The sequence below is a fragment of the Halomonas sp. SIMBA_159 genome, assembly GCF_046536035.1.
Taxonomy (GTDB): Bacteria; Pseudomonadota; Gammaproteobacteria; order Pseudomonadales; family Halomonadaceae; genus Vreelandella; species Vreelandella venusta_A.
This window is the reverse complement of sequence record NZ_JAWJBT010000006.1, coordinates 148,731-174,065: the sequence shown is the minus strand read 5'-3', so window position 1 is coordinate 174,065 and position 25,335 is coordinate 148,731. Positions and strand designations below refer to the sequence as shown.

The following is a 25,335-nucleotide window of genomic DNA, read 5'->3' as shown; positions in this document are numbered from 1 at the left end:
GGCGTCCCATAAGGGGTTCGAACCCTTGTTACCGCCGTGAAAGGGCGGTGTCCTAGACCACTAGACGAATGGGACGTTTCATTGCCTCGTCGAGGTGGCGCGTATGTTACCCAGACCTCATCTAGCTGTCAAGCACTCTGATATAGAAACGTTTATTGCCCCTTGTCTGCGTGGCAACACCCAGATGTCGCCTACAGAATACGCCCCTACTCTAGCGATGCGTCTAGGCGATGCGCAAACTTAGTGCCAGACCACGCCTTTTAGGCTAATTATCGCCTCATTGCGGTGCACGCATGTCTACTCTGCCCGCGTCTCGGGCGCTTCTTTCCTATTACGCTCCCCTATTGCGCTCCTTTTATATTTCATCGGCACGCTGCTAAGGCCTCACGACAGGTCTGAAAAGTAATGACAAACCGCTAAAAATCTTTCATTTAAAATAAAATCGATTTTTTGGCACACCCCTTGCAACTTCATTGGTGATCAAACGGCGTGACTCATCTGCCAACCCATGCTTACTCCTGACTGCTTGAGGTGCCTTATGTCTTTTACCCGTCGCAAATTCCTCACTACCGCTGCGCTCACCTCCACCGCCGGCTTGGTGCTGGGCGCGCCCTCTATTGCAAAAGCACAGTCTTCCGAACGGTTTAACTGGCGCATGACCAACGCCTACAGCCCCGGCTCACCTTTCTATGTAGAAGGCCCCGGCAGCCCCACCGATGTGATTGCCAAAATTAACGCCATGTCTGGCGGGCGTTTAAACATTCAGCATTTTTCTGCGGGTGAACTGATTCCTGCATTGGAAGGGTTCGAGGCGGTGCAAAGCGGCACCATTCAAATGAACGCGGCCAACAGCTACTTCTGGTCGGGCACTACGTTCGCTGCCCAGTACTTCACCACCGTACCCTTCGGCATGAGTTTTATGGGCCACATGGCTTGGCTGTACCACGGCGGCGGCTTGGAGCTATGGGAAGAGGTCTACGCGCCCTACGGCATGATCGCCCTTCCGCTCAACAACACCGGCGTGCAGATGACCGGCTGGTTCCGCGAGCCGATTGAAGACATCGGCCAATTGAACGGCCTGCGCATGCGCGTACCCGGCCTGGCAGGCAAAGTGTACTCAGCGCTGGGTGTCGATGCCCGCGTACTGCCCGGCGGTGAAATTTTCCCGGCCCTGGAGCGTGGCGTGATTGACGCCGCTGAATTCGTTGGCCCTTACCAGGACCGCCGTATGGGGCTGCAAAATGCGGCCAAGTTCTACCACACCACCGGCTGGCACGAACCTTCCACCACCGGCGAGCTGCTGATTTCCAAGCAGCACTGGGACGAACTGCCTGATGACCTGAAGATGATCGTGAAGAGCGCCTGTATGGCGGCCTGCCTGGAAAGCGTGACGTGGTCAGAAGCGGTGAACGGCGAAGCGATGACCGACCTTGTTGATAACCATGGCGTGACCGCCAGCATGCTCCCGGAACCCGTAGTGAACGCCCTGCGCGAAGCCACTATGGACACACTGGCCACTGAAGCCAACGCCGACCCGCTAGTGCGCAAAGTACACGATAGCTACATGGCCTTTAAGGCCAACCATGACCGCTGGGCAGGCGCCAGCGAACGTGCCTGGTTAAACGACATCATCGGGGTGTGATATGCAAGGCGTGGAACGTGTTGTCCACGGGATCGAGGCGGTGGTCCGGCTGTTTGGCTGGATCGCCGCTTGGACCTGCGTGGTACTAGTGGCCCTGGTCGCGGGCGATGTGGTGATGCGCTACCTGTTCAGCATTGGCGCCGTATGGCTTCAAGAGCTGCAGTGGCACTTAATCTCCCCCATTGCTCTGTTTGGTATGTCGTATCTGCTGTTTATGGGCGAACAGGTGCGGGTCGATGTGTTTTATGAGCGCTTCCCCGCCGCGCTTCAGCGGGTGATTGAAGTGATTGGTGGCCTGCTGCTGCTCGCCATGGGGCTGTATATCGCTTGGCTCACGCTGCCCTGGGTGGAACAGTCCTACCTACGTAACGAAGCTTCCCCCAACCCTGGCGGCCTGCCGCTTCGCTGGGTGCTCAAAGCCCTGATCCCCTTTGGCTTTCTCTTATTGGCAATGCAGGGCCTGGCCCACGCGCTGCGCCAGGGGTTTGCCCTTCCAAGCCGAGGTGAATAACGCATGTCTCCTAATGAGTGGCTAGCGATCGGCATGATCGCCGCCTTTTTTGTGCTGCTATTAATTGGCATTCCAGTGGCGATCAGTATTGCGGTCACTGCCTTTGTGTTTGGCTACCTGGGCTTTGGCCCGATGCTGTTCAACCTGCTGCCATCGCGCATTTACGGGGTGGTGACTAACTACACCTTTATGGCGATACCGCTGTTTGTGTTTATGGGGGTCATGCTAGAGAAGTCGAAGCTGGCCGAAGAGCTGATTGATGTGATTGGCCACCTGTTCGGCGGGCTTTCCGGCGGCATGGGCGTGGCGATTATTATCGTGGGCGTACTGCTAGGGGCCGCCACCGGTATCGTGGGAGCCACTATCGTCACACTTGGACTGCTCACTCTGCCAACCCTGCTGCGCCGAGGCTATCCCAAAACCCTGGCCACCGGCATGATTTGTGCCTCAGGTACGCTGGGGCAAATTATCCCCCCGAGCCTGGTACTGATTCTACTGGCCGAAATTCTGGGGGAATCGGTCGGCACTATGTTTGCCGCTGCCATGGTGCCTGGTCTGGCACTGGCCGGTATCTATATCATCGCGATTTTGGTGGTAGCCCAACTCTACCCCGGCATGATGCCACCCATTCCCGCTGAAGAGCGAGCCCAGCTCAGCAAGAAGCAGTTACTGTTCAAGGTGATCACTGTGGTGGGCCCGCCAGTGGGGCTGGTGTTTGCCGTGTTGGGTTCCATCATTGGAGGTATTGCCGCCCCAACAGAAGCTGCCGCCATGGGCGCGCTGGGGGCGCTGGTGTTTGTTGCCTGCTCGGGACGCTTAACCGTGTCGCTGTTGAGCGAAGTGGCCAAAGCCACTTTGGTGATATCGGCCATGGTGTTCTTTATTTTGATCAGCGCTCAGGTCTTTGGTCTCGCCTTCCGTGGGCTAGGTGGCGAACACTTGGTCGCACGAATGTTTGATTGGGTGCCCGGTGGAGAGCTTGGCGCACTGCTGTTTATGCTGTTACTGATGTTTGTGCTGGGTTTCTTTCTGGAATGGATTGAGATTAGCTATATTGCCCTACCGCTCTTTCTGCCCTTCTTCGTGCAGATGGGCGTGGATATGGTATGGCTGGGCATTCTGGTGGGGCTGGTGTTGCAAACATCGTTTCTTACCCCGCCGTTTGGTTGGTCGCTGTTTTTCTTGAAGGGCGTTGCCCCTAAAGAGGTGACCACCCTAGATATCTACAAAGGGGCGCTGCCGTTTATCGGGCTACAGTTTTTAGCCGTGGCGCTGGTGTTTATCTTTCCAAGCATTGCCACGTGGCTGCCTAACGCCATTGGCTGGTAACCACAACCAATAACAAAGGACTTTTCAATGCTCCATACCCAACGTAGTTACGGCGGCAGCTGTGTTGCCCCGCACCACCTTGCCGCTAGCGCCGGTCGCGATGTATTAAAGCAAGGCGGCAATGCCGTCGAAGCCATGGTCGCCGCGGCGGCGGCCATCGCCGTGGTGTACCCGCATATGAATGCCTTGGGGGGTGATGGTTTTTGGCTGATTCATGAACCGGGCAAAGCGCCGGTGGCCATCGACGCCTGCGGCCCTGCCGCCCAACTAGCCAACCGTGATTTTTACGCCGGTGAGTCGCAGATCCCTGAACGTGGGCCAAAAGCCGCACTTACTATGGCGGGCACTATCAGCGGCTGGCAGGAAGCGCTCAACGTAGCGGCGGGCTGGGGTAACGCGCTGCCGCTGCCCACGCTGCTGGCCGATGCCATTCGCCATGCCGATGAGGGCATTGCTGTTTCTCAAAGCCAGGAAACCCTCACCGCCAAACACCTAGAGCGCCTGAGCCAAAGCCCCGGCTTTAGCGATGCCCTGCTGCTCAACGGCCAAGTTCCCCGTGAAGGCGAGCGCCTGCGCCAGCCGCGCTTGGCTAATACGTTAAAGCGCTTGGCCAATGCTGGCCTAGATGATTTCTACCGTGGCGAGCTTGCCGCCAGCATGGCGAAGGATTTAGAGGCACTCGGCAGCCCGCTGCGCCTAGCTGATTTTCACGCTTACCGCGCCCAGCAAGTCACACCGCTGCACGTAAAACTCAATGACGCTACGCTGTATAACCTGCCCGCACCGACGCAAGGCATGGCGTCGCTAATGATTTTGGGTATTTACGAGCGCATTAAAGCCGCCGAGCCCAACGGCTTTGACCACCTGCACGGGCTAATTGAAGCCACCAAACGCGCCTTTATGCTGCGCGACCGCTACGTTACAGACCCACACCGAGTGCCCACGCCGCTGCAGGAACTGCTCAGCGAAGAGCGCATTGGTGCAGAAGCCGCCGAAATTAACTCTGCACAGGCGCTACCTTGGCCTCACGAGCCCGCGCCCGGCGATACTATTTGGATGGGCACTGTCGACAGCGAAGGCCGCTCGGTGAGCTTTATTCAGAGCATCTACTGGGAGTTTGGTAGCGGCGTGGTGCTGCCTGAAAGCGGCGTGCTGTGGCAAAACCGCGGCATTAGCTTTTCTCTCAACCCAGACGATTTACGCGGCTTAGCCCCTGGTCGCAAACCCTTCCATACCCTTAACCCAGCGCTGGCGCTGTTTAATGATGGTCGCACCATGGTGTACGGCACCATGGGCGGCGAAGGCCAGCCGCAAACTCAAGCGGCCGTGTTCTCCCGTTACGCGCTGCATGGCATGCCGCTACAGCAGGCAGTCACCGCACCGCGCTGGCTGTTAGGGCGCACCTGGGGAGAGTCCAGCACTAACCTGAAGTTAGAAGAGCGCTTTGATGACCGCTTAGTGACCGAACTTGCCACCGCAGGCCACGACGTAGAAGTACTGCCAGAAGCCTTCAGCGACACCATGGGCCACGCAGGCGGCATTGTGCGCCACCCAGACGGGCTGATTGAGAGCGCTCACGACCCGCGCAGTAACGGCGGCGCTGCGAGCGTATAAAGCCCACTGGCGGATTTTGCCACTTTCGCACATGCTGAACTTGGGCAGGCAGCCTATTGTCATTAGCCATAAGAAGGCCTAACGGTGATAGGCTAGTCTGCCAAGTAAGCCTCTGATTACGGTAACCAGAGGGAGAGGAGACCCCCATGGCGAAAATAGACAAATCCCCCGACGAATGGCGCAAGCAGCTCACCCCAGAGCAGTACCGGGTTGCACGGGAGAAAGGCACCGAACGCCCATTTACCGGTGACTACCAAGTGAGCGATGCCCAAGGCATCTATCACTGTATTTGCTGCCACGCGCCGCTATTTGAAAACGAGCACAAATTCGATGCGGGCTGCGGCTGGCCAAGCTTTGATCGGCCGCTGGGCACCCGCTGCGTTGAAGAGAATCGCGACACCTCCCATGGAATGATTCGCACGGAAGTGGTGTGTTCTCACTGCGATGCTCACTTAGGTCATGTTTTCCCTGATGGGCCGCCCGAGACCACCGGCTTACGCTACTGCATCAACTCGGTCTCGTTAGAGTTTCACCCCGACGAGTAACCCCCTGAAAGGAAGCACAGCAAGGCGGGCACCATCTGTTAGAATGGTCGCCCGCTTTTTTATGCTTGTATTTTTGTGCTTGTAGGAGAAACCCATGCTCGGCTGGTTCCCCGGACATATGAACAAGGCCCGCCGCCAGATCAAGGACGCGCTGCCGGAAATTGATGTGGTGATTGAGGTGCTCGATGCGCGCCTGCCCTACTCCAGCGCAAACCCCATGCTGGCCGAGCTGACCCGCCATAAGCCGGTGCTGAAAATTCTTTCCCGCGCCGACCTGGCAGACCCCGTTCGCACCGACGAGTGGGTAGCCTTTTTTGACGCCCAGGAAGACACTCGCGCCCTGGCGATTACCACCACCAATACCCGCGAGCTTAAGAAGATTCCTAAGCTTTGCCACGAGCTGGCGGGTGCAGTGCGCGCCGACCGCGACGTGCGCGTGATGGTGATGGGCATCCCGAACGTAGGGAAATCGACGCTGATTAACGGCCTGGCCGGGCGCAAAATAGCCAAAACCGGCAACGAGCCTGCGGTGACCAAGCGCCAGCAAAAAGTACGCATTGATGGCCGAGTAGCGCTCATCGACACCCCTGGGGTGCTATGGCCCAAAATCGAAGACCAGGCCAGCGCCTACCGCTTGGCGGCCAGCGGCGCGATTCGCGATACCGCCATTGAGTATACCGATGTGGCCATTGTTGCCAGCGCGGAGCTCGCCAAACGCTACCCTGCCGAGCTAACCGCCCGCTACAAGCTGAAAGAACTGCCCACCTACGAAGCCCCCGTGGTGGAGGAAGTCGATGCTGACGGCCCGAAGAAGCCTGATTTCCTTGCTATTGCCGGGTTTGACGGCCACGCCATTCTCAAGGAGATTGCCGGAAAACGCGGCGGCCTGCGCCCTGGCGGCGAAGTAGACCTGCACCGCGGCGCGGAAGTACTGCTGCATGAGTTACGCGATGGCAAGCTTGGCCGGGTCACGCTGGAAACCCCGGCAGATATTCCGCCGCCGCCAGCGCAAAACGACCAAGACAGCCCGGCCTCATCCGACGCATAATGAGCCACACGTCAAACACTTCCACGGCACTGGACACTTTTGGATAACGCACCCCATGGACACCCCGCAGCCTAGAGAATCACACACGCTGAAAAAATCACACAAACTGCACAACGTTTGCTACGACATTCGCGGCCCGGTACTCGACCACGCCAAGCGCCTGGAAGAGGAAGGCCAGCGAATCTTGAAGCTCAACATTGGCAACCCGGCACCGTTTGGCTTCGAAGCGCCGGAAGAGATTCTGCAGGATGTGATGCGCAATCTGCCCACTGCCCAGGGCTACTGTGATTCCAAAGGCCTCTATTCCGCCCGTAAAGCGATTATGCAGGAGTGCCAGCGTAAGCAGATTCCTGGGGTGGGTATCGAAGATATCTATATTGGTAATGGCGTTTCCGAGCTGATCGTCATGGCCATGCAGGCGCTGTTAAACGACGGCGACGAAGTGCTGATCCCCGCGCCGGATTACCCGCTCTGGACCGCAGCCGCCCACCTTTCCGGCGGCCACGGCGTGCACTACCTGTGCGACGAGCAGGCCGACTGGGCACCAGATATGGCCGATATTCGTGCCAAAGTCACCAGCCGCACCCGCGCCATTGTGATCATCAACCCCAATAACCCAACAGGTGCGGTCTACCCACCGGAAGTGGTACGGGAAGTGTTGGATATCGCCCAAGAGCACAATCTGGTGGTGTTCTCCGATGAGATCTACGACAAGATTCTCTACGACGGCGTCGAGCACACCTCTACCGGCGCGCTGGCCGACGATGACCAGCTGGTGATCACCATGAACGGGCTGTCTAAAAGCTACCGCTGCGCGGGCTTTCGCTCTGGTTGGATGACTATTTCCGGCACTCTAGCGAAACAGCGAGCGAAGGACTTTATTCAGGGCCTGACCATGCTGGCCTCGATGCGACTATGCGCCAACGTTCCTGCCCAGCACGCCATTCAAACGGCGCTAGGCGGTTATCAGTCGATTAACGATTTGATTCTGCCGGGCGGGCGTTTGCTGGCCCAGCGCGACATTACCGTTGAGAAGCTCAACGCGATTCCTGGGGTCTCCTGCGTGACGCCTAAAGGCGCGCTCTACGCGTTCCCGCGCTTAGACCCCAAAGTGTTCAATATTAAAGATGACCAGCAGTTGGTGCTGGACTTGCTCTTGCAGGAAAAAATTCTGCTGGTACAGGGCACCGCCTTTAACTGGCCAGAACCTGACCACGTGCGCATTGTCACGCTGCCCTGGGCCGACCAGCTCGGCGACGCGCTTGACCGCTTTGCCAATTTCTTGTCTCGCTATCGCCAGTAGTTATCGACAGCAGCTATCGACACTCAACCAGCGACTTGAAACTGACATGAAAAGCACGTATCTAAGCCATCATTCCGTTAACACTTGTTATGACCTTGAGGGAGATCTTCATCCATGATGCGAATCGTGCTGTTTTTAGCCACTAACTTAGCGGTGTTACTGGTCGCCAGCATTACGCTGCGGCTGTTTGGCGTTGAGAGCTATCTCAACAGCCAGGGTATTAACTTCACCAGCCTGCTGATCTTCTGCTTTGTGTTTGGTATGGCGGGCTCGCTGGTATCGCTGTTTATCTCTAAATGGATGGCGAAGCGCTCAACCGGCACGGTGATTATCGAAAACCCGTCGAACTCCACCGAGCAGTGGCTGGTAGACACCGTGGCCGAGCTTTCTCGGGAAGCGGGCATTAAAACCCCAGAAGTGGGCATCTTTCCCGCCCAGCAGTCCAACGCCTTTGCCACCGGCTGGAATAAAAACGATGCGCTGGTAGCGGTTTCGGCGGGCTTGCTCAACCGCATGCGTCCTGAAGAAGTTCGCGCGGTTCTGGCACATGAAATTGGCCACGTGGCTAACGGCGACATGGTGACCCTAGCGCTGATTCAGGGCGTGGTGAATACCTTCGTGATGTTCTTCGCCCGCATTGTCGCCCACTTGGTCGATAGCTTCTTGAAAAGCCGCAGCGACGGCGAAGGTGGCCTGGGCTTTATAGGCTATTTTGCAGTGGTGATGGTGGCAGAGATTGTATTTGGCATCGTCGCTTCCGCGATTGTGGCTTGGTTCTCCCGCTACCGCGAGTACCGGGCTGATGAAGCGGGTGCCCGCTTGGCAGGCACCGGTGCGATGGTCAACGCCCTGGCACGCCTGAAGGCTGAAACCGAGATGCCCGACCAAATGCCGGACACCCTGCGCGCAATGGCGATCACCAAAGGCCAAACCCGCTCTCTGGTGGAGCAGCTGTTCGCCAGCCACCCGCCGTTGGATGACCGTATCCGCGCCCTAAAAGAAGCCGCTTACCGTCAGTAAACTGTAAAGCGCTTGATAAAGCACTTGATAAAGTACGCCAAGGCCCGCCAATGCGGGCCTTGTGCGTTTAGGCAAACCAATAAGGTGGGTTAGCCGCAGCGCACCTGAAAACCTGCCGCCTGCAGCGACGGCTGCAATGACACCGCATCGTTCTCCAGGTAAATGGTCAGCGTGGCGAACTCGCGGCGCAGCGGGTAGTTAGCGCGGCAGCTATCAAAGCCCTTGGCAATCCCCTGGTGCATCACCTGACGCTGCAACGCATCATGGTCGCGGCGCACGTCATACACGGCCCGCGCGCAGAGCCGAAGTGCCTCTTCCACCGGCAGTGCGCTCTGCAACGTTAACGCGGCCAGCGCTGGCGGCGGGCAGAGTTCGCTAAACGGCATACCGCTGGGCTGGCCTAACTGTTCGGCCAACGCTTGCTGAATCATCCAGGTGCCGCGCAGCTTGCCATCCAGGCTATGCCCGGCAATGTGGGGCGTTGCCAGCGCAACCAAATCACGCAGCCCCGCATCAATGCCCGGCTCGTCTTCCCAAACGTCTAACACGGCGGTGATATCGCCCTTCCCCGCCAAACGGCTGCGCAGCGCTAGGCCATCAACGCAGTCGCCTCGCCCGGCGTTTAACAGCAGCGTACCAGGGGCCAGCTCGTTGATACGCTGAGCATTCAGCAGTTGATAGGTGGCGTGAGGGCCAGCCTTCACCAGCGGGGTGTGCAGGCAAATCACGTCGCACTCATCAATCAGCGTATCGAGGGATACAAAACCGCTTGCGCCTTCTTGTTCCGCCCTGGGTGGATCGCACACCCGCACCGCCACGCCGAGCGCCTGTAAACGGCGCTGCAAGCGGCTACCCACGTTGCCTGCCCCAACGATACCCACGGTTCGCTCCAGCAGCGGCCAGCCTTCTCGCTCGCTCACCGTCAGCAGGCTGCTGAGCACATAATCGACCACCGCCTCCGCATTGCACCCCGGCGCGCTGGCAAAGCCAATATTGCGCTCTTTGAGATAATCGAGATCAATATGGTCGGTGCCAATGGTGCAGGTGCCCACAAAACGCACCGGGCTATCGGTAAGTAAAGCGCGATTCACCTGAGTGATGGAGCGCACGATCAGCGCATCGGCATTTTGCAGGTCAGCCGCTCGGATCTCGCGGCCCGGCAGGCGGTGCAACGTACCCACGCCCCCAAAACAGGCGTCGGCGGCGGGGATATTAGCGTCGATAACAAGTTTCATAGGCGTTTTGGTATCCGGGCTTTACAATACGCCCGCAATGGCTTGCTGTGCAGGCATGATCAAGAAGTTGTTAAGGAGATGGGTGTGATCGTACGCTGGGAAACCGACCATGACTATGTGTTGGTGCATATTCACCAGGATATGTTCGGCGACTGGATTTTCAGCCGCGCCTGGGGGCAAATCGGCACCCAGTTTGGCGGGTTGAAGCACCAGTTAGCGGATAGCCTGGAGCAGGCACAGATGTGGCTGGAGGATGAAACAACGATTCAATCCTCCCGCGGGTTCCGCAAGGTGCTGGAAGCCGCCGACCACACGCCGGAAGGCCAGGAAGCGATGCGCCAGCTGTCGCTATTAGACGCGCTCTGACGCATCACCCTTTAGACTGAATCGCCCCGCTTTGTTAGCCTAAGAAGCGCCGCCCGTTACGTTGATGCACCCCCACGGTGGGCGCTTGTTCCGGCGGCGTGGTGAGCGCGGCAAGCGCCGCCTCATCCAACCAGCCTCGTTCCTTCAGCCAGTGGCTTAAACGCGCCACATCGAAGCCGCGATCCAGCTCAACGCCGTTGGCATCCACCAACACCGGAATTCGTGTGCCGTATTGCTCGACCAGCGCATCGTCGTCGCTGATCTCGATGTGGTGCAACCTCACCTCTTGGTTGGCCAGTGTGGCCACCAGCGCCTCTAACTGGGCACACAGGTGGCATCCCAGCGTCGTGTAAATCGATAGTTCAATCATCGCCCTTGCTCTTTATCGGCTCAGAAGAAGTGGCTCACGAAGAGTGGCGCAGCAAAAACACGTGGTGCAGGTTGGTGCGCCGCTGGAAATCCGGGTCGAAGGTGCGCGTGGTGATCTCCTCTACCGCGTAGCGCTCGCTCAGCGCTTCATCCAGCTTAAAGCGCCGCTGGTTGTTGGAGAACACCAGCGTACCGCCGGGGGCTAGGCGTGCCATGGCCAGTTCCACTAAGCGCGGATGGTCGCGCTGCACATCCAGCGTGTCGCGCATCTTCTTCGAGTTCGAGAAGGTCGGGGGGTCCATAAAGATCAGATCAAACTGCGCGTTGGCGGTTTCCAGCCAGCGGAAGCAGTCATCACGCACCACGCGGTGCAGCCTTGGGTCGAGCTTGTTGAGCGCAAAGTTGTCCCGCGCCCACTCCAGGTAGGTGTTAGACATATCCACGCTAACGCTGTCGCTGGCCCCGCCCAGCGCGGCTTGCACAGTGGCCGTCGCGGTATAGCAGAACAAGTTGAGAAAGCGCTTGCCGCTCGCCATCTCGCCGAGCATCCGGCGTACCGGACGGTGATCCAGAAACAGGCCAGTATCCAGATAATCGCGCAGGTTGACCCATAGCCGAGCGCTGCCCTCCTGCACTTCAAAACGCTCGCCGCTGGCTTCGCGCTTTTGGTACTGGGCCGCACCGGTTTGCCGCTCGCGGCGTTTGACATAAATCTTACTAGGGTCGACACCCAGCGCCTCGGGCAGCACTTCCAGGGCATCAAACAGCCGTTTCTGCGCCTGCGCCGGGTTAATAGAGCTGGGCGCGGCGTACTCCTGCACATGCACGCGGTCGCCGTAACGATCCACCGCCAGCGCGTATTCAGGCATATCGGCATCGTAAATGCGGTAGCAGGTCTCACCGCTCTGCTTCAGCCACTTTTTCAGGCGTTTCTGGTTTTTCGCTAGACGATTGGCAAACATCTGCGCATTTTCCGACACCGCCGGTTTTGCAGTACTGCTTGCCTGGGGCGCCACGCCCGCTTCTGACGGCTCACTGCTCTCCTGAGGCGCAGGACGAACACTGCCAATCTCCATTAACAGCAGTTTGGCATCCAGCGCGCCGTTTTTTAGCGCGTACTGTTTGTGGGCACGCAGGCCTAAGCGGTGGCCGAGGTCCGGGTTGCCGGTAAACATCGCTAGCGTCCAGCCAGGGAACAGAGCCTTGGCTTTTTCACCTAGCTGGGCGTAAAGCCGCACCAGCTCAGGCAGCTCGCCCAAGCGCTCGCCGTAGGGCGGGTTGGTGATCAATAGCCCCTGCTCGGCGGTCAGGGTCTCTGGCCGGGTCAGCTGGGCAAGGCTCTGGCCGTGGAGCGTTATCAGCGCAGGAATGCCCGCCCGCATGGCGTTAGATTTCGCGGCGGTCAGCGCTGCCGGGCTTTGATCAAAGCCCATCAGTTCCGTTTTGCAGCGTTTGCGGCCAATCGAGGCGCGTGCTTCAGCTTCGCGTTTTAATTCACTCCATACGGCCTCTTGATGGCCTGCCCAGCCGTGAAAGCCAAACCGCTCGCGGTTCAGGTTAGGGGCTTGGTCAGCCGCCATCAGCGCCGCCTCAATCAGCAGCGTACCCGCACCACACAGCGGGTCAATCAGTGGCTCCCCCGCTTTGGCCCGCTCTGGCCAGCCGGCCCGCACCAGCAGTGCTGCCGCTAGGTTCTCTTTAAGCGGCGCGTGGCCCACATCGCGGCGGTAGCCACGGCGGTGCAGGCTCTCGCCAGAGAGATCAATCCCCAGGCTCAGGTTGGCCCGGTGCAGGTGGGCGTAAATGCGCAGGTCGGGTGTTTTGGTATCGACATTGGGCCGTTCTTGACCGGCCAGCTGTAGCGCATCCACCACGCCATCTTTCACCGTTTGTGCGCCAAACCGCGTGTGGCGAATGTGGTCGCTGCGGCCATGAAAATCCACGGCCAGCGTCTTACCGGGGGCAAGGTGCTGGCTCCAGGAGATGCGTGCAACCACATCGCGCACCTGCTCTGCGGTCTCTATCATCGCTTCACGCGCCAATAGCAAAATCACGCGGTTTGCTAAGCGAGACCACAAGCAAACCCGGTAGGCGGTGGCTTGGTCGGCAGAAAAATAGACCCCTGCCACGGTGGTTTTACCCGGCGCGGCGCCCAGGGCTGTCAGTTCGTCCGCTAGCAGGCCTTCGATGCCTTTAGGGCAGGTTGCCAGGAGGTTTAGGGGGGCAGTTTGGCTCAGCTCGGTCATGGTGATCGCCGCGCGTAACCGCGCGTTATTCCTATATATGGCAAATGAGTTTACGTCTTATGACAATTTGATGGTCGACAAGTGACCCCATCATGGTCTAACAATAAGAGGGTAGCTACTAAAAAACGCATGCGTTGCTTGTCTAGGTCATTATTGTGCATGTTTCACAACACCGGTAACGACCTATGGCTTGTTCGAGTTTGCCGCTTCGCCCGTTCAGCACGTGAGTGCTAGGCATTAGCGCTGAGGCAGCAGCTCTCTCTTGAACTTGAAGTCACCTCTCGAAGCAGAGCTGGCTAACGTTGGTGGAGCGCGCTCTTACGGGCATGCTTATACCACGTCGCCTTATGCCCTGTTTCTTATCAAAAGGCTTTCATGAAAAGAGGTTAGCCAATGAAACGACAAAAACGTGATCGCTTCCAACGGGCTTATGTTCACGGCTACAAAGCGGGCATTACGGGTCGCTCCCGTGATGATTGTCCCAGTCAAGATGTCAATTTACGCGAATATTGGATGAGCGGTTGGCGTGAAGGTCGCGGCGATCAGTGGGATGGGATGACCGGCGTTTCCGGTATCCATAAAAACCCCATGGTCGTGACCTAGTTAGTTTACCTTTTACCCAAACATTTGGAGAACGGAGCCCGCTGCCAAGCGGGCTTTTTATTGCCTCGACATATTGCTGCCTCGACGTATTGCTGCCTCGACAGATCGTTTCAAATCACCCTTCTAGCTCGACGCTCAATCGCCCTGCTTTAGCGCTTTGGCACACTGCTGCACGAGTGCCGGACCTTGATAGATTAAGCCTGAATAAAGCTGAACCAAGTCCGCCCCAGCGGCTATTTTCGCCTTCGCCGTTTCACCGCTATCAATACCGCCTACCCCAATGATCGGCAGCGTAGGGAGATGCGATCGCAGCAGACGAATCACCGTGTTGGACGCTTCAAACACCGGCTTGCCGGAAAGCCCACCCGCTTCTTGAGCCTGGGGGTCATCGCTCACAGCGTCCCGGGAAACGGTGGTATTGGTGGCAATCACGCCATCTAGCTCGTTACGGGCAATGCTGCCTGCCACTAACGCCACTTCCTCTTCGCTCATGTCCGGCGCAATTTTCACCAGCAACGGCACGTTGCGGCCTGCTTGGGCATCCAGCTCGCGGCTTTTAGCGCGAATGGGGCCTAACAGCGCGTCTAACTGTTCGCCAAACTGCAGCGTACGCAGCCCCGGCGTATTGGGTGAGGAGATATTCACCGCAATATAGTCCGCCGCGCCGTGTACCGCGTTGAGGCAGGCCAGGTAATCGTCCAGGGCGTGTTCTACAGAGGTACTCAGGTTCTTGCCAATATTAATGCCCACAATACCGTTGTAGTGACGCTTTTTAACCTGGGCAACAAGATGCTCCACCCCTTTGTTGTTGAAACCAAAGCGATTGATGATCGCCTCGTGCCCAGCTAGCCGAAACAGACGCGGTTTAGGGTTACCCGGCTGTGCTTTAGGGGTCACGGTGCCCACTTCTACAAAGCCAAACCCCAGCTCTCCCAGCGCATCGAGGTGGTCGGCGTTTTTGTCCAGCCCGGCAGCCAGCCCGACCCGGTTAGGAAAACGCAGCCCCATGAGTTCGACAGGATCACTCACCGGCTCGCCATACACACGCTTAATGCCGCCCACCTTGTGCAGCGCGTCAAGCGCATTCAACGCCATGCCATGGGTGGTTTCGGGGTCCAGGCGGAACAGCAGCGAGCGGGCAATTGGGTACATCAGCAAGACTCTCCTGAGCGTGGGCAAAGTGCGGGGCGGGCGCAGTATAGCGCACATCGCCCCCTCTTCGCAGGATGAAAAAAAGCCGCGCCCTGGTCTCCCAGGGCGCGGCTTTTCGTTAGAACGTAGCTTTCATAGAACCCGTCAGGGCTTATGCTTCGCTATCGCTCTCCGCTAAATCCACCAGCTCACGAACCGCGACGGCAAACAGTGCGAACCCACCTTCGCTTCCGCCACGCACTTCGTCGATCAAGCGGCACCAGCGGCGATGTAGCTCAGCGTGCTGCTCTAACCACTGGGCCACGCGCTCCTGGGTATCACGGCTGCCCGCCTCCAGCTTCAGGACGCTTGTCGTCAGAGCCAGCTGCTGGCGGTCGATATCATCGCGGAAGGTTTCCCGCGCCTGGGCCTGCCAGGAGTCGCGCACTTCCAGGTGCGTGACCTGCTGGATCATCCAAGGAAGCTCCAGGCGGCTGCCGATTTCGTAGAACACCTCGGCGACCCGCTGGGGCTTCTCGTTGGTGATGCGGGCCGCTTGAATAATGCCCAAGCCAGCGTAGAGGCTCGGTGCTGCGGCCACGGTGGCAGCCAATGCTTCCGGCACACCCGCGGCTTGCAGCTCGTCGCAGCGCTTGCGCCATGCAGCTTGCTCTTCACCGCTCAGCAGCTCGCCAATACTCTCTTGCAGCTGCGCCAAGCGTGGGCCGAAGTACTCGATAGTATCCTGGGTCGTTAGCCCCAGATGCTGACGCAGGAACCAGCGGGTTGCACGACGAATCATGCGCATCAGGTCCAACATCATGGAGTACTGCACGCGATTGGGCACTTGGTTATCCAGTGCCTCAATCTGCGCCCATAAATCGGTCAGGTTGAAGGCATCCCGAGCCATCACATAAGCGCGGGCAATGTCTGCTCGACCAGCACCAGTCGAATCCATCAAGCGGCGCACGAACACAATGCCCATGTGATCAACGAGGTCGTTAGCCACCTGCGTTGCCACGATTTCCCGCTTCAGGCGGTGGTCGTACATCTCGGTTTGATAGCGCTCGGTGAGCACGGCTGGGAACAGGCGCTCCAGATGACGGTGAATATAGAGATCATCCGGCACGTCGGAGTTGATCAAGTCGCCCTTCAGGGTGCTCTTGGCGTAGGAGATCAGTACCGACAGCTCCGGCAAGCGCATGCCCTGGTTGTTGCTGGCACGCTCTTTCAGAACGTCATCGGCAGGCAGGAACTCAAGCTCACGGTCGATTTGGCCGACGGACTCCAGCTCGCTGATAAAGCGGCGGTACGGCCCCATGCCCTGGTGGGAGAGAATTTCCGACAGATCCAGCGCCTGGGTCTGGCGGTAGTTATCCAGAATCACCAGGTCGGCGACTTCTTCGGTCATGTCGGCCAGCAGCTGGTTACGCTGCTTGTCGGTCATATCGCCACGCTTGACCACTTCATCGATCAATATCTTGATATTGACCTCGTGGTCCGAGCAGTTCACGCCGCCCGCATTGTCGATAAAGTCGGTGTAGACGCGCACGCCGTTGGCGGCGGCTTCCATCCGGCCACGCTGGGTCAGGCCCAGGTTACCGCCCTCGCCGACCACACGGCAGTTCAGCTCTTTACCGTTGATGCGCAGCGCGTCGTTGGCTTTATCGCCCACGTCTGCATCGGTCTCTTCTGAGCTTTTCACGTAGGTGCCGATACCGCCGTTCCAAATCAGATCCACCTTCGCCTTGAGCATGGCGCGAATCAGATCGTTAGGAGACAAGCGGGGTTCTTCGATACCAAACACCTGCTGCATTTCCGGCGTGATGGTGATCGATTTAGCACTACGGTTAAACACACCGCCACCCTGGGAAATCAGCTCGGCGCTGTAGTCTTCCCAGCTGGAGCGCGGCAGATCAAACAAGCGCTTACGCTCGGCAAAGGCCGCCGCCGCATCGGGGTTCGGGTCGACAAAGATGTGCATGTGGTTAAACGCACCGACCAGCTGGATCTTGTCGGAGAGCAGCATGCCGTTGCCGAACACGTCACCCGCCATATCGCCCACGCCCACCACGGTGAACAGATCTTCTTGGGTATTCACGTCCAGATTTTTGAAGTGACGCTTTACGGATTCCCACGCGCCGCGGGCCGTAATCGCCATCTTCTTATGGTCGTAGCCGTTTGCGCCACCTGAGGCAAAGGCGTCGCCCAGCCAGTGGCCATACTCCACGGAAATCGCGTTGGCGATATCGGAGAAAGTCGCGGTGCCTTTATCCGCGGCAACCACTAAGTAGGTGTCATCTTCATCGTGACGCACCACGTTTTGCGGCGGTACCACCTCGCCACCCACGAGGTTATCGGTGACATCCAGCAGCGCGCGAATGAAGATTTGGTAGCACGCGATACCTTCTTTCTGCTGGGTTTCGCGGTCGGCATTTTCCGGCATGCGTTTGCATACAAAGCCGCCTTTCGCACCAACGGGCACGATGACCGCGTTTTTCACCTGCTGCGCTTTAACGAGGCCCAGCACTTCGGTACGGAAATCTTCAAGACGATCCGACCAGCGCAGGCCGCCACGCGCTACTTTGCCACCGCGCAGGTGAACGCCTTCGACACGCGGCGAGCAGACAAAGATCTCAAACGCCGGGCGCGGTTTAGGCATACCCGTTACTTTCGACGGCTCAAGCTTGTAGGAGATGTAATCCTTAAAGCGGCCATCGTCGGTTTTCTGGTAGTAGTTGGTGCGCAGTGTCGCTTGGATCAGCTCCATAAAGCGACGCAGCAGCTGGTCGTCGTTGAGGCTGGCAACGCCTTCCAGATGCTCGTTTAGGCTGGCAAGGCACTCATCGACGCTGCTGGGCTGCTGGGCCGGGTCGAAACGTAAGCGGAACAGCTCTACCAGGGTTTGAGTAATGGCTGGGTAGTTAGCCAACGTCGCAGCGATATAGTCCTGGGACATGCCGAAGCGGATCTGCTTCAAATAGCGAGCATAGCCGCGCAGCATGGCGACTTCGCGCCAGTCCAGGCCAGCACCGATAATCAGCCGGTTAAAGGCGTCGTTATCGGCCTCGCCTGCCCAAATGCGCTTGAACGCTTCGCTGAAGGTGTCACGCATCTCACTAAGGTTGACGCCTTCGCGGCTGTGTTCCAGCTCAAAATCGTGAATCCAGTAGCGCTGCTGCGGCGCATTAATATCGTAGGGGCGCTCGCCAATCACGCGCAGGCCGAGATTTTCCATCATCGGCAGCACATCAGAGAGCGGAATTTGCGACTCGCGGTGGAACAGCTTCAGGTTCATGCCACCCGCCTGCTCTTCCAGCGGGCGGTAGAGAGACAGCGACAGATCGTCGCCGTTATCCAGATTCAGCAGATGCTGGACATCGAATACGGCCGTGCGGGCGTTGAAATCTTCCCGGTAGCTGGCTGAAAACGCATCGTGGAACTGATCAATCAGGTGGTTCGCGCGCTCTTCGCCGAAGCCTTCGATCATCGCCGCCTGCAGGTCATCGCGCCAGCTGCGGGCTAAGCGGGCTACTTTGCTCTCTAAGCGCTTAAGGTCGTACTGGCTGGGGGCATCGCCGTTGAAGCGCAGGATCAGCTGAATGCGCGCCAGCACTGACTCGGACAAGTAGGTGTTGAAGTCGCCAAAGTGGGCATCCAACTCGTCGCACAGCATGCCTTGAATACGCTGACGCAGGTCGGTAGAGAACACATCCCGTGGTACAAACACTAAGCAGGAGTAGAACTTACCGCTAACATCCGCGCGAATGAACAGGCGCACCTGACGGCGCTCGCGAATATTGAGGATACCCAGCGAGGTGCTGGCCAGGGATTCCGTGCTGATCTGGAACAGATCATCACGGGGGTACACTTCCAGCACCTGCAGCAGCTGCTTGCCGTTGTGGCCCTGGGGATTAAAGCCAGCGATGTCCATCACGGCTTTGAGCTTGCGGCGCAGCAACGGAATATTGCGCGGCGACTCGTTGTAGACCGTGGCCGTAAACAAACCAAAGAAGCGACGCTCGCCGATCACATTGCCGTCATCGTCGTAGCGGTCAACGGTGATGTAGTCTGGATAGGTGGGGCGATGCACGCGGGAGTGGTGGGCGCTTTTGGCGAACGAGAGCAGTTGCGGCACCAGCACGTAGTCGTCGTGCTCGTCGATGCCCTCTTCGGTGCGGATACGCTCGCGGTAGCGCGGCTGATCCAGCCGGAACACGCCCAACACGCTGTTAGGATCGCGCTGCAGCTCGTTACCTTCCAGCAGGTACTCGTCGTAGCCTAGGAAGGTGAAGTTGTCCTTCAGCAGCCACTCGAGAAACGCGATGGCTTCTTCGTGGTCGTCTGGGTCGATTTGCGGCGGGCAGTTTTTTTCCAGCTCTTGAATGGCGGAGGTAATTTGCCCACACATGGCGTCAAAATCGCCGACGGCGGTGCGCACATCGCGCAGCACTTCGTGCAGATTGCGCTCAATTTTCGCCAGTGACTCGGCGTCAGTATGGCGGTCTACCTCGATCACGATGAGTGATTCACGGGCATCCGGCGCGTTTTCATCTTTGGGGGACGCAAGCGCGCTGAGCTGATGCTGCTGATCACGCGCCACAGCAAAGACGGCGTTTTGGATCGCGTGAACCGTGAGACCGCGACGGTTGAGCTCAATGCGTACGGAATCCACCAAAAACGGCATATCTTCATGCAGCACGGCCACAAAGGTGTGGGTGGACTGCCAGCCGTGCTCTTCAAAGTCCGGGTTAAAAATACGCACTTTGGGGCTTTGGGCGTCATGGTGCTGTAAGAACTGCCAGATGGACAGCGTCGCGCCGTAAAGGTCGTCCAGCCGACGGTCTACCAGGTCTTCCACCGGTACCGTGGCGTAAAAGTGGCGCGCAAAGGCTTCAATGGCGGCTGCCCGTGCTGGCTCCAGTCGCGCTTCCAATCGCTCTTGTAGCTGCTTTAAAAGATCCCGCCGACTCTCTTCAATCGCAACGTAATGCATCCATCACCTCGACTGCCTGGGGCCACTACATAGGCCAAAAAAACGAAGGACAATAGGCCTTTAGGCCACTCTACCTGTTAGCTTACGCTACCCAGGACCGCCACCCTAACCATCTGACAGGTTATTCATGGTGTATGCCGCTTGTGCATCATAAGCACTATTGACAAGTTCAGCGTATCAGCTTTGTGAGGGCGCTTCTGGCTGCCGACGGGTCAGCAATACGCCACACTCACAGTGGTGGGTAAACGGGAACTGGTCAAATAGCGCAAACCGCTCAATGTCGTGGGTTTTGGTCAGTAGCGTTAAGTTCTCGGCAAGCGTGGCCGGGTTGCATGAAATATAGACGATTTGAGCGTATTCGCTGATTTGATGGCAGCTTTGCTCGTCTAGCCCGGCCCTGGGCGGGTCGACTAAAACAGTTGAAAAGTCATACTCATCCAGCGCCATCTCGGCCACGCGCCGGCCCTCTTTTTCACCTTTCAGCGCCAGCGCAAACTCTTCCGCCGACATGCGCGCCACGTGGGCATTGGTCACGCCGTTAGCTTCTAGGTTGACGTTGGCACTAGCAACGGAGGTACGCGAAATCTCGGTGGCCAATACGCGGCGGAAATTCTCGGCCAGGGCAATCGTGAAATTGCCGTTGCCGCAGTAAAGCTCCACCAGATCTTCTGCTTGGCGGCCTTGCGTGGCTTCTTTGGCCCAGCTCAGCATGGTTTGGCAAATGTGGGCGTTGGGCTGGGTAAAGCTGTTTTCTACCTGCTGGTAGTGCAGCGTGCGGCCATCTACCGTGAGCCGCTCCCACACATGATCCTGAGTTAGCACCAGGCGCTGCTTACGAGAGCGGCCAATGATCATGATATCTAAGGCTTTTTCCAGAGCGCGGGCTTCGGCTTCCCACGCATCGCCTAGCGGGCGGTGATAGATCAGCGTGACCAGCGCTTGTCCAGAGAGCGTGGTTAAAAACTCCACCTGGAACAGGCGGCGGCGCAACTCGTCGCTAGCAAGAAAGGCGTCGCGCAGCTTAGGCATTAGCTCATTGATATGGGCGCTGGCAACCGCAAACTGATCTAAGCGAATCACTCGTTTGTTTTTGGGGTTTTCCGGGTCGACCTCGAACATGGCGTAAAAGAGGTCGTCCTCTTCATGCCAAATGCGAAATTCACAGCGCTGGCGATAGTGGCTGGGCGGCGAGGGGTACACCTCTAGCGCAGGCGTATCAAACGCTGCAAACGTGCTCTCCACATAGGCTTGCTTCTCAGCCAGCTGTTCGTCGTAGCGTGCGGGGTCTACTGTTGGGATCGCCAAGGTGGCTCCTCGTTACTCACTATTAATCACAAAAGATGAATGACAGAACATAAATCGCAGAAAAATTGCTTTTTAATCAACCGCTTAGAAAGCACTGGGCAGCAAAAGGGGTTGTGCTGCGCTAAAACCGTAGCGGGCTAGTCCGTTAGTCAGCGCTTGGGCAGGTGCCGTGGTGAAGCAGCGGCCATCTTGGGCATCGCTGACCAGTGTTGTCGCCACCTGCCCCACCCTACGGGCAATGGCGTCGCCAGAGTCCACCCACGCAAGGGGCGTTGGGGCCAGCGTATCCAACATTGGCCGCAATAAGGGGAAGTGGGTGCAACCAAGCACCACTGTATCCAGTGCGGGGTGCTGCTGGGTCGCCTGCCACAGTGGCGCTAGCGCCTGCTGGATGCGCAGTGCGTTCAGCGGCACTCCGGCAAGCCAAGCCTCCGCTTCCGTGACCAGCGCGTCGGCGGCTATTTTGGTGACCACGCAATCACTGGCAAAGCTGTCGATTAATGTTTGGGTGTAGGGGCGGTTAACCGTGGCGGTGGTGGCCAGCAGGCCAATATGGCGCGAGGTGCTGATGAGCGCGGCGGGTTTAATCGCTGGCACCGTGCCAATCACCGGAATCGTTAGCGCTTGGCGCAGGCCTTCAAGGGCCAGGGTGCTCGCCGTATTACAGGCCACTACCAGCGCGCTAGCATGGCAGGCTTGCACTGCCGCTTGGCAAACCAGCACGATACGCTCAGCGAGCGTTGCATCGTCGCGCAGGCCATAAGGTAACCATGCGTTGTCACAGGCATAGCACATTGCAGCATGGGGGTAGTGTTGACGCAGCGCGTGGGCCACAGAGAGCCCTCCCACACCAGAGTCAAAAATCAGTACAGGCCCTGATGTCATGGCCCACCTACCCCGTCTTTTTTGTATATGCCTGATGCGCTCACATCGTCCTCTCGACAAACCTTTGCGCCACCGGTGTTGGCAGCCGCCCATAAAAACGGGGCGCTAGTTTAACACGCCCCGTTAGGCTCTGAAGAGTTTGCGTGGGAAAGGATTACAGTGGCGGTATTTCCGCGCCGCATAGCTCGGCGTAAAGCTCTGGGTAGGCAAGCTGTAGACGCTCCAGCTCTTTCTCGGCCCCTTCTGGCAGCGCTTGGCGAAGCTCTTCCATATCTTCTTCGCTGAAGTGCTTATCAATTAAGGGGAATAACCCTTCACGCTCGTGGCGCAGGTAGCCGCGGTGGGCTTCCAAATACGCTCTTAAATCCTCGGCAAAGCGATCCATAGGCAGAATATTGTCCATTAGGATCATGTCGATATCGTGAGAGAGGCGCATTAAACGCGGCTTGAGCTCACGATAGTCGCTGGCCATCTGCTCCATTAAAGGCAGCTGCTGAGGAGCCTGAACCTGCAAACGCTCAACACAGATACGTTCAAGGGGCGTTGCAAAGCCATCCATATAGGACAAAATGTAGTCAACCACTTCACGCATCAGCTTGAAGTCAGGCCGCTCACCGCAGGCCAAGGTTTTATGCTTTAGCTGCAGCACATGGAGCATTCGTGCCATGTTGGCATGATCTAGACGCAGTTGGTTCAACATCGTGCCGTCTCCTTTGTAAGTATCATGCATGCCGCCTTCTTTTTACGGAAGCATTCGGCAAGCGGTCATGAGCAGGGTTCTACTACACTAGCGTTAATCCTCGCGATGCGCCTCTGGGATTATCAACGTGGTGTGATCTTATTCACGGTTATGCCAAAAGGTAGTCTGACGTTACGCTATTTGCCACAGACCTATTTACCACAGACACTTATTAAGAGTTGGTTGTTCAACGTCTCGATTTACAACGGAAGTTTATATGGACCTTTTTGACGCCGCTCCTGGTGAAGACGCGCCGCTGGCCTACCGCATGCGCCCTGTATCGCTGGATGACTATGTGGGGCAACAGGCCCTGGTGGGGCCGGAAAAACCGCTACGCCGCATGGCAGAGTCTGGTGTGGTTCGCTCTATGATCTTATGGGGGCCGCCGGGCGTAGGCAAGACCACCCTGGCAGAGCTGTTGGCACGAGCGTCTGATGCTCATCTGGAGCACCTAAGCGCGGTGATGGCTGGCGTAAAAGAGATTCGCACGGTAGTGGAACGAGCCCGCCAGCGCACCTCGCCCACGCTTCTCTTTTTAGATGAGATTCACCGTTTGAACAAGAGTCAGCAGGATGCCCTACTGCCTCATGTGGAGTCTGGCCTGTTAACGCTGATTGGTGCGACCACCGAAAACCCCTCCTTTGAAGTAAATTCGGCGCTACTCTCCCGCGCACGGGTCTACGTGTTGAAACCACTTACTCAACAAGAGCTGCTGGAGGTCATGACACAAGCGCTGGAAAACACCCAGCGTGGGCTTGGAAAACGGGCCATCGACGTAGAGCCCGGCGTGTTAGAGGCGTTAGCACACGCTAGCGCAGGAGACGCCCGTCGCGCTCTGGGGCTGCTGGAAACCGCCTGCGACTTCACCGAACAGCAGGATGGCCGAGAAGTATTGCGCAAGGCGGTACTGGCAGATGTAGTGGGGCATCAATCCAGCGCGTTTGATAAACAGGGCGATGCTTACTACGACCTGCTTTCCGCCATTCATAAATCGATCCGCTCGTCGCGCCCTAACGCCGCGCTTTTGTACATGGCGCGCTTTATACAGGGCGGCGGTGATCCGCTAGATATCGTTCGGCGCTTAACGGCTATCGCATCAGAAGACGTGGGCAACGCCGACCCGCGCGCGCTACCGCTGGTCATCGCTGCTTGGGATGCCTATTTGCGCCTGGGCGATTACGAGGGCCAGCGGGCGATTGCCCATGCCGCCATTCATTTAGCCGTGGCTCCAAAAAGTAATCGCATAGATCGCGCCTGGAAGAGTGCCCAGCAGTTTGTCCAGCAGCAGCCACAAGTAGAAGTGCCTACCTACCTGCGTAACGCGCCCACCAAACTGATGGAGCAGCTGGGGCATGGTGAGGGCTACCGTTACGCCCATAACGAGCCGGATGGCTACCCGGCGGGCAGTGCCCACGACTGCTGGCCAGAGTACGTGCCTAAAACACGCTTTTACGAGCCTAGCCCGTTTGGCCAAGAGAAGCGGTTTGGGGAAATTATGGCGTGGCGGGAAAACCGCGACCAGGAAGCAGATCAGGCGCCCTAAGGCGCCTGAGCGTTATTCAGCGGGCGGTAGTCACTACCCCGCCTTGTCTCTTTTCTACTTACCATTCACTACATACTATTCACTACTTACCATTCACGACTCACGATGTACTCTTCACTAACAGTCATTCACGCGTCACCACTAGAGCTCTTCGCGAATAATATCCGTGCCTTCGGGAATCTGGAAATCGAACAAGTCACGGTCGATATTGCCGTTGCGGGTAATATCGCTAAAGGTAATCGAGGTGCGCTGGCCGGTGCTGTCCATCATCCACAGCTCGGTTAGCGTATCGCCCTCAAACACCATGCTCAACTCTTCAAACAGCGTGTCTGCGAGCGTGGGGATGAGCGTAAAGACATCATCGCCATCTTGCTGCTCGTAAAACACATCGTAGCTTGAGGTCAGCTCATCAGCGCTGCCTGACAGCAATAGAGCGGGCGTGTGGGTCACACGATCATCCATCGCCTGCACGGTCACCTGCTCAAGATCTGGGTCGTAAAGGTAGACATCATCACCGTCGGACACCACGGTTTGTGTATAGGGGGCTTCTACTTCCCAACGCAGCATCCCAGGGCGCGATAGCCACATTTCACCACGGGCGCTTTGCAGGCGTTCACCGCCACCATCCAAAATTTGCTGCTCGAACGTGGCGTGATAGTTCTCCAGAGGATCCAAGCGCTCGGTCAGCCGCTCTGCAGCCTCATTGGCCCACGCTGCCATAGGCGCAGCAAAGGTTAACCCTAGCGCACTGGCGGCCAGTGCCAGCGCAGGTGAGCGACGGTTAGAGGGTTCGCGCATGTTCTTTCTCCCTAGGCATTCATTTGCCAAATAGCGGACGAGGCAAGGAGCGTGAAGACGATCCATGTGCCTCTCAGACGTAAAAAGCGCCGCAGGGTTTCACCGGC

Annotated in this window: 20 protein-coding genes and 1 tRNA gene; 11 read left to right on the top strand and 10 right to left on the bottom strand. The window is 57.9% G+C overall.

From position 1 onward, the window contains the following. Positions 1-2 precede the first annotated feature (2 nt). Positions 3-75 (bottom strand) — tRNA-Glu (locus tag R0J87_RS05925). Positions 76-538: 463 nt separating this feature from the next. On the opposite strand from R0J87_RS05925, the gene R0J87_RS05920 reads away from it, so the two are divergent. The 8 genes from R0J87_RS05920 (at position 539) to htpX (ending at position 9,012) form a co-directional block, all read left to right on the top strand. Continuing rightward, positions 539-1,642 carry a TRAP transporter substrate-binding protein gene (locus tag R0J87_RS05920; RefSeq protein WP_058576901.1) on the top strand — a complete coding sequence of 368 codons (1,104 nt, stop codon included), beginning with the start codon at positions 539-541 and terminating at the stop codon, positions 1,640-1,642. Position 1,643: 1 nt separating this feature from the next. Beyond that, positions 1,644-2,153, top strand: a complete 510-nt coding sequence (locus R0J87_RS05915) for a TRAP transporter small permease subunit (RefSeq protein ID WP_498884958.1) — start codon at positions 1,644-1,646, stop codon at positions 2,151-2,153. Positions 2,154-2,156: 3 nt separating this feature from the next. Next, the gene (locus tag R0J87_RS05910) at positions 2,157-3,482 is read left to right on the top strand and encodes a TRAP transporter large permease (protein ID WP_498884956.1); all 1,326 of its coding nucleotides are present in this window, start codon (positions 2,157-2,159) and stop codon (positions 3,480-3,482) included. Positions 3,483-3,509: 27 nt separating this feature from the next. Beyond that, on the top strand, positions 3,510-5,096 hold the full coding sequence (locus R0J87_RS05905; RefSeq protein ID WP_498884954.1) for a gamma-glutamyltransferase family protein: 1,587 nt from the start codon (positions 3,510-3,512) through the stop codon (positions 5,094-5,096). 146 nt (positions 5,097-5,242) lie between these two features. Further along, entirely contained in the window at positions 5,243-5,641 is a 399-nt protein-coding gene (gene msrB / locus R0J87_RS05900; RefSeq protein WP_404345186.1) for a peptide-methionine (R)-S-oxide reductase MsrB, read from the top strand. A gap of 94 nt (positions 5,642-5,735) precedes the next feature. Then, positions 5,736-6,689, top strand: a complete 954-nt coding sequence (gene ylqF, locus R0J87_RS05895) for a ribosome biogenesis GTPase YlqF (RefSeq protein ID WP_404345185.1) — start codon at positions 5,736-5,738, stop codon at positions 6,687-6,689. A 55-nt stretch (positions 6,690-6,744) separates the two neighbouring features. Beyond that, entirely contained in the window at positions 6,745-7,992 is a 1,248-nt protein-coding gene (locus R0J87_RS05890) for a pyridoxal phosphate-dependent aminotransferase (RefSeq protein WP_404345184.1), read from the top strand. A gap of 114 nt (positions 7,993-8,106) precedes the next feature. Further along, positions 8,107-9,012: a protease HtpX gene (htpX, locus tag R0J87_RS05885; RefSeq protein ID WP_404345183.1), complete on the top strand. Its 906-nt coding sequence runs from the start codon at positions 8,107-8,109 to the stop codon at positions 9,010-9,012. Between the two features lie 89 nt (positions 9,013-9,101). Here htpX and pdxB read toward each other — a convergent pair whose 3' ends face one another. Continuing rightward, a complete protein-coding gene (gene pdxB / locus R0J87_RS05880) occupies positions 9,102-10,247 on the bottom strand; it encodes a 4-phosphoerythronate dehydrogenase PdxB (RefSeq protein ID WP_498884951.1) in 1,146 nt (381 codons plus the stop codon). A gap of 84 nt (positions 10,248-10,331) precedes the next feature. On the opposite strand from pdxB, the gene R0J87_RS05875 reads away from it, so the two are divergent. After that, complete coding sequence (locus R0J87_RS05875) at positions 10,332-10,613, top strand: WGR domain-containing protein (RefSeq protein WP_188638065.1); 282 nt, start codon at positions 10,332-10,334, stop codon at positions 10,611-10,613. A gap of 34 nt (positions 10,614-10,647) precedes the next feature. Here the strand turns inward: R0J87_RS05875 and R0J87_RS05870 are convergent, their stop codons facing one another. After that, positions 10,648-10,983, bottom strand: coding sequence for a glutaredoxin family protein (locus tag R0J87_RS05870; protein WP_498884949.1), 336 nt, complete (start codon positions 10,981-10,983; stop codon positions 10,648-10,650). A 34-nt stretch (positions 10,984-11,017) separates the two neighbouring features. Beyond that, a complete protein-coding gene (gene rlmKL / locus R0J87_RS05865) occupies positions 11,018-13,228 on the bottom strand; it encodes a bifunctional 23S rRNA (guanine(2069)-N(7))-methyltransferase RlmK/23S rRNA (guanine(2445)-N(2))-methyltransferase RlmL (RefSeq protein WP_498884947.1) in 2,211 nt (736 codons plus the stop codon). A 393-nt stretch (positions 13,229-13,621) separates the two neighbouring features. Between rlmKL and rmf the strand changes: the two genes are divergently transcribed. Next, positions 13,622-13,831 carry a ribosome modulation factor gene (gene rmf, locus R0J87_RS05860; protein WP_498884945.1) on the top strand — a complete coding sequence of 70 codons (210 nt, stop codon included), beginning with the start codon at positions 13,622-13,624 and terminating at the stop codon, positions 13,829-13,831. A 135-nt stretch (positions 13,832-13,966) separates the two neighbouring features. Here rmf and R0J87_RS05855 read toward each other — a convergent pair whose 3' ends face one another. The 5 genes from R0J87_RS05855 to R0J87_RS05835 form a co-directional block, all read right to left on the bottom strand. Next, a complete protein-coding gene (locus R0J87_RS05855) occupies positions 13,967-14,983 on the bottom strand; it encodes a quinone-dependent dihydroorotate dehydrogenase (RefSeq protein ID WP_399842679.1) in 1,017 nt (338 codons plus the stop codon). 151 nt (positions 14,984-15,134) lie between these two features. Continuing rightward, positions 15,135-19,958 (bottom strand): NAD-glutamate dehydrogenase, encoded by a 4,824-nt coding sequence (locus tag R0J87_RS05850; protein WP_498884943.1) that lies wholly within the window; start codon positions 19,956-19,958, stop codon positions 15,135-15,137. Between the two features lie 177 nt (positions 19,959-20,135). Further along, positions 20,136-21,263, bottom strand: a complete 1,128-nt coding sequence (gene trmA, locus R0J87_RS05845) for a tRNA (uridine(54)-C5)-methyltransferase TrmA (protein ID WP_498884941.1) — start codon at positions 21,261-21,263, stop codon at positions 20,136-20,138. An 84-nt stretch (positions 21,264-21,347) separates the two neighbouring features. Then, positions 21,348-22,148: a glutamate racemase gene (gene murI / locus R0J87_RS05840; RefSeq protein WP_498884940.1), complete on the bottom strand. Its 801-nt coding sequence runs from the start codon at positions 22,146-22,148 to the stop codon at positions 21,348-21,350. 154 nt (positions 22,149-22,302) lie between these two features. Beyond that, entirely contained in the window at positions 22,303-22,848 is a 546-nt protein-coding gene (locus R0J87_RS05835; RefSeq protein WP_404345175.1) for a hemerythrin domain-containing protein, read from the bottom strand. Positions 22,849-23,104: 256 nt separating this feature from the next. Here R0J87_RS05835 and R0J87_RS05830 point away from each other — a divergent pair, with 256 nt between their 5' ends. Beyond that, positions 23,105-24,430, top strand: coding sequence for a replication-associated recombination protein A (locus R0J87_RS05830; protein WP_498884937.1), 1,326 nt, complete (start codon positions 23,105-23,107; stop codon positions 24,428-24,430). A 141-nt stretch (positions 24,431-24,571) separates the two neighbouring features. On the opposite strand, the gene lolA is transcribed toward R0J87_RS05830, so the two are convergent. Then, complete coding sequence (gene lolA / locus R0J87_RS05825) at positions 24,572-25,228, bottom strand: outer membrane lipoprotein periplasmic chaperone LolA (protein ID WP_498884936.1); 657 nt, start codon at positions 25,226-25,228, stop codon at positions 24,572-24,574. Between the last annotated feature and the right edge of the window lie 107 nt (positions 25,229-25,335).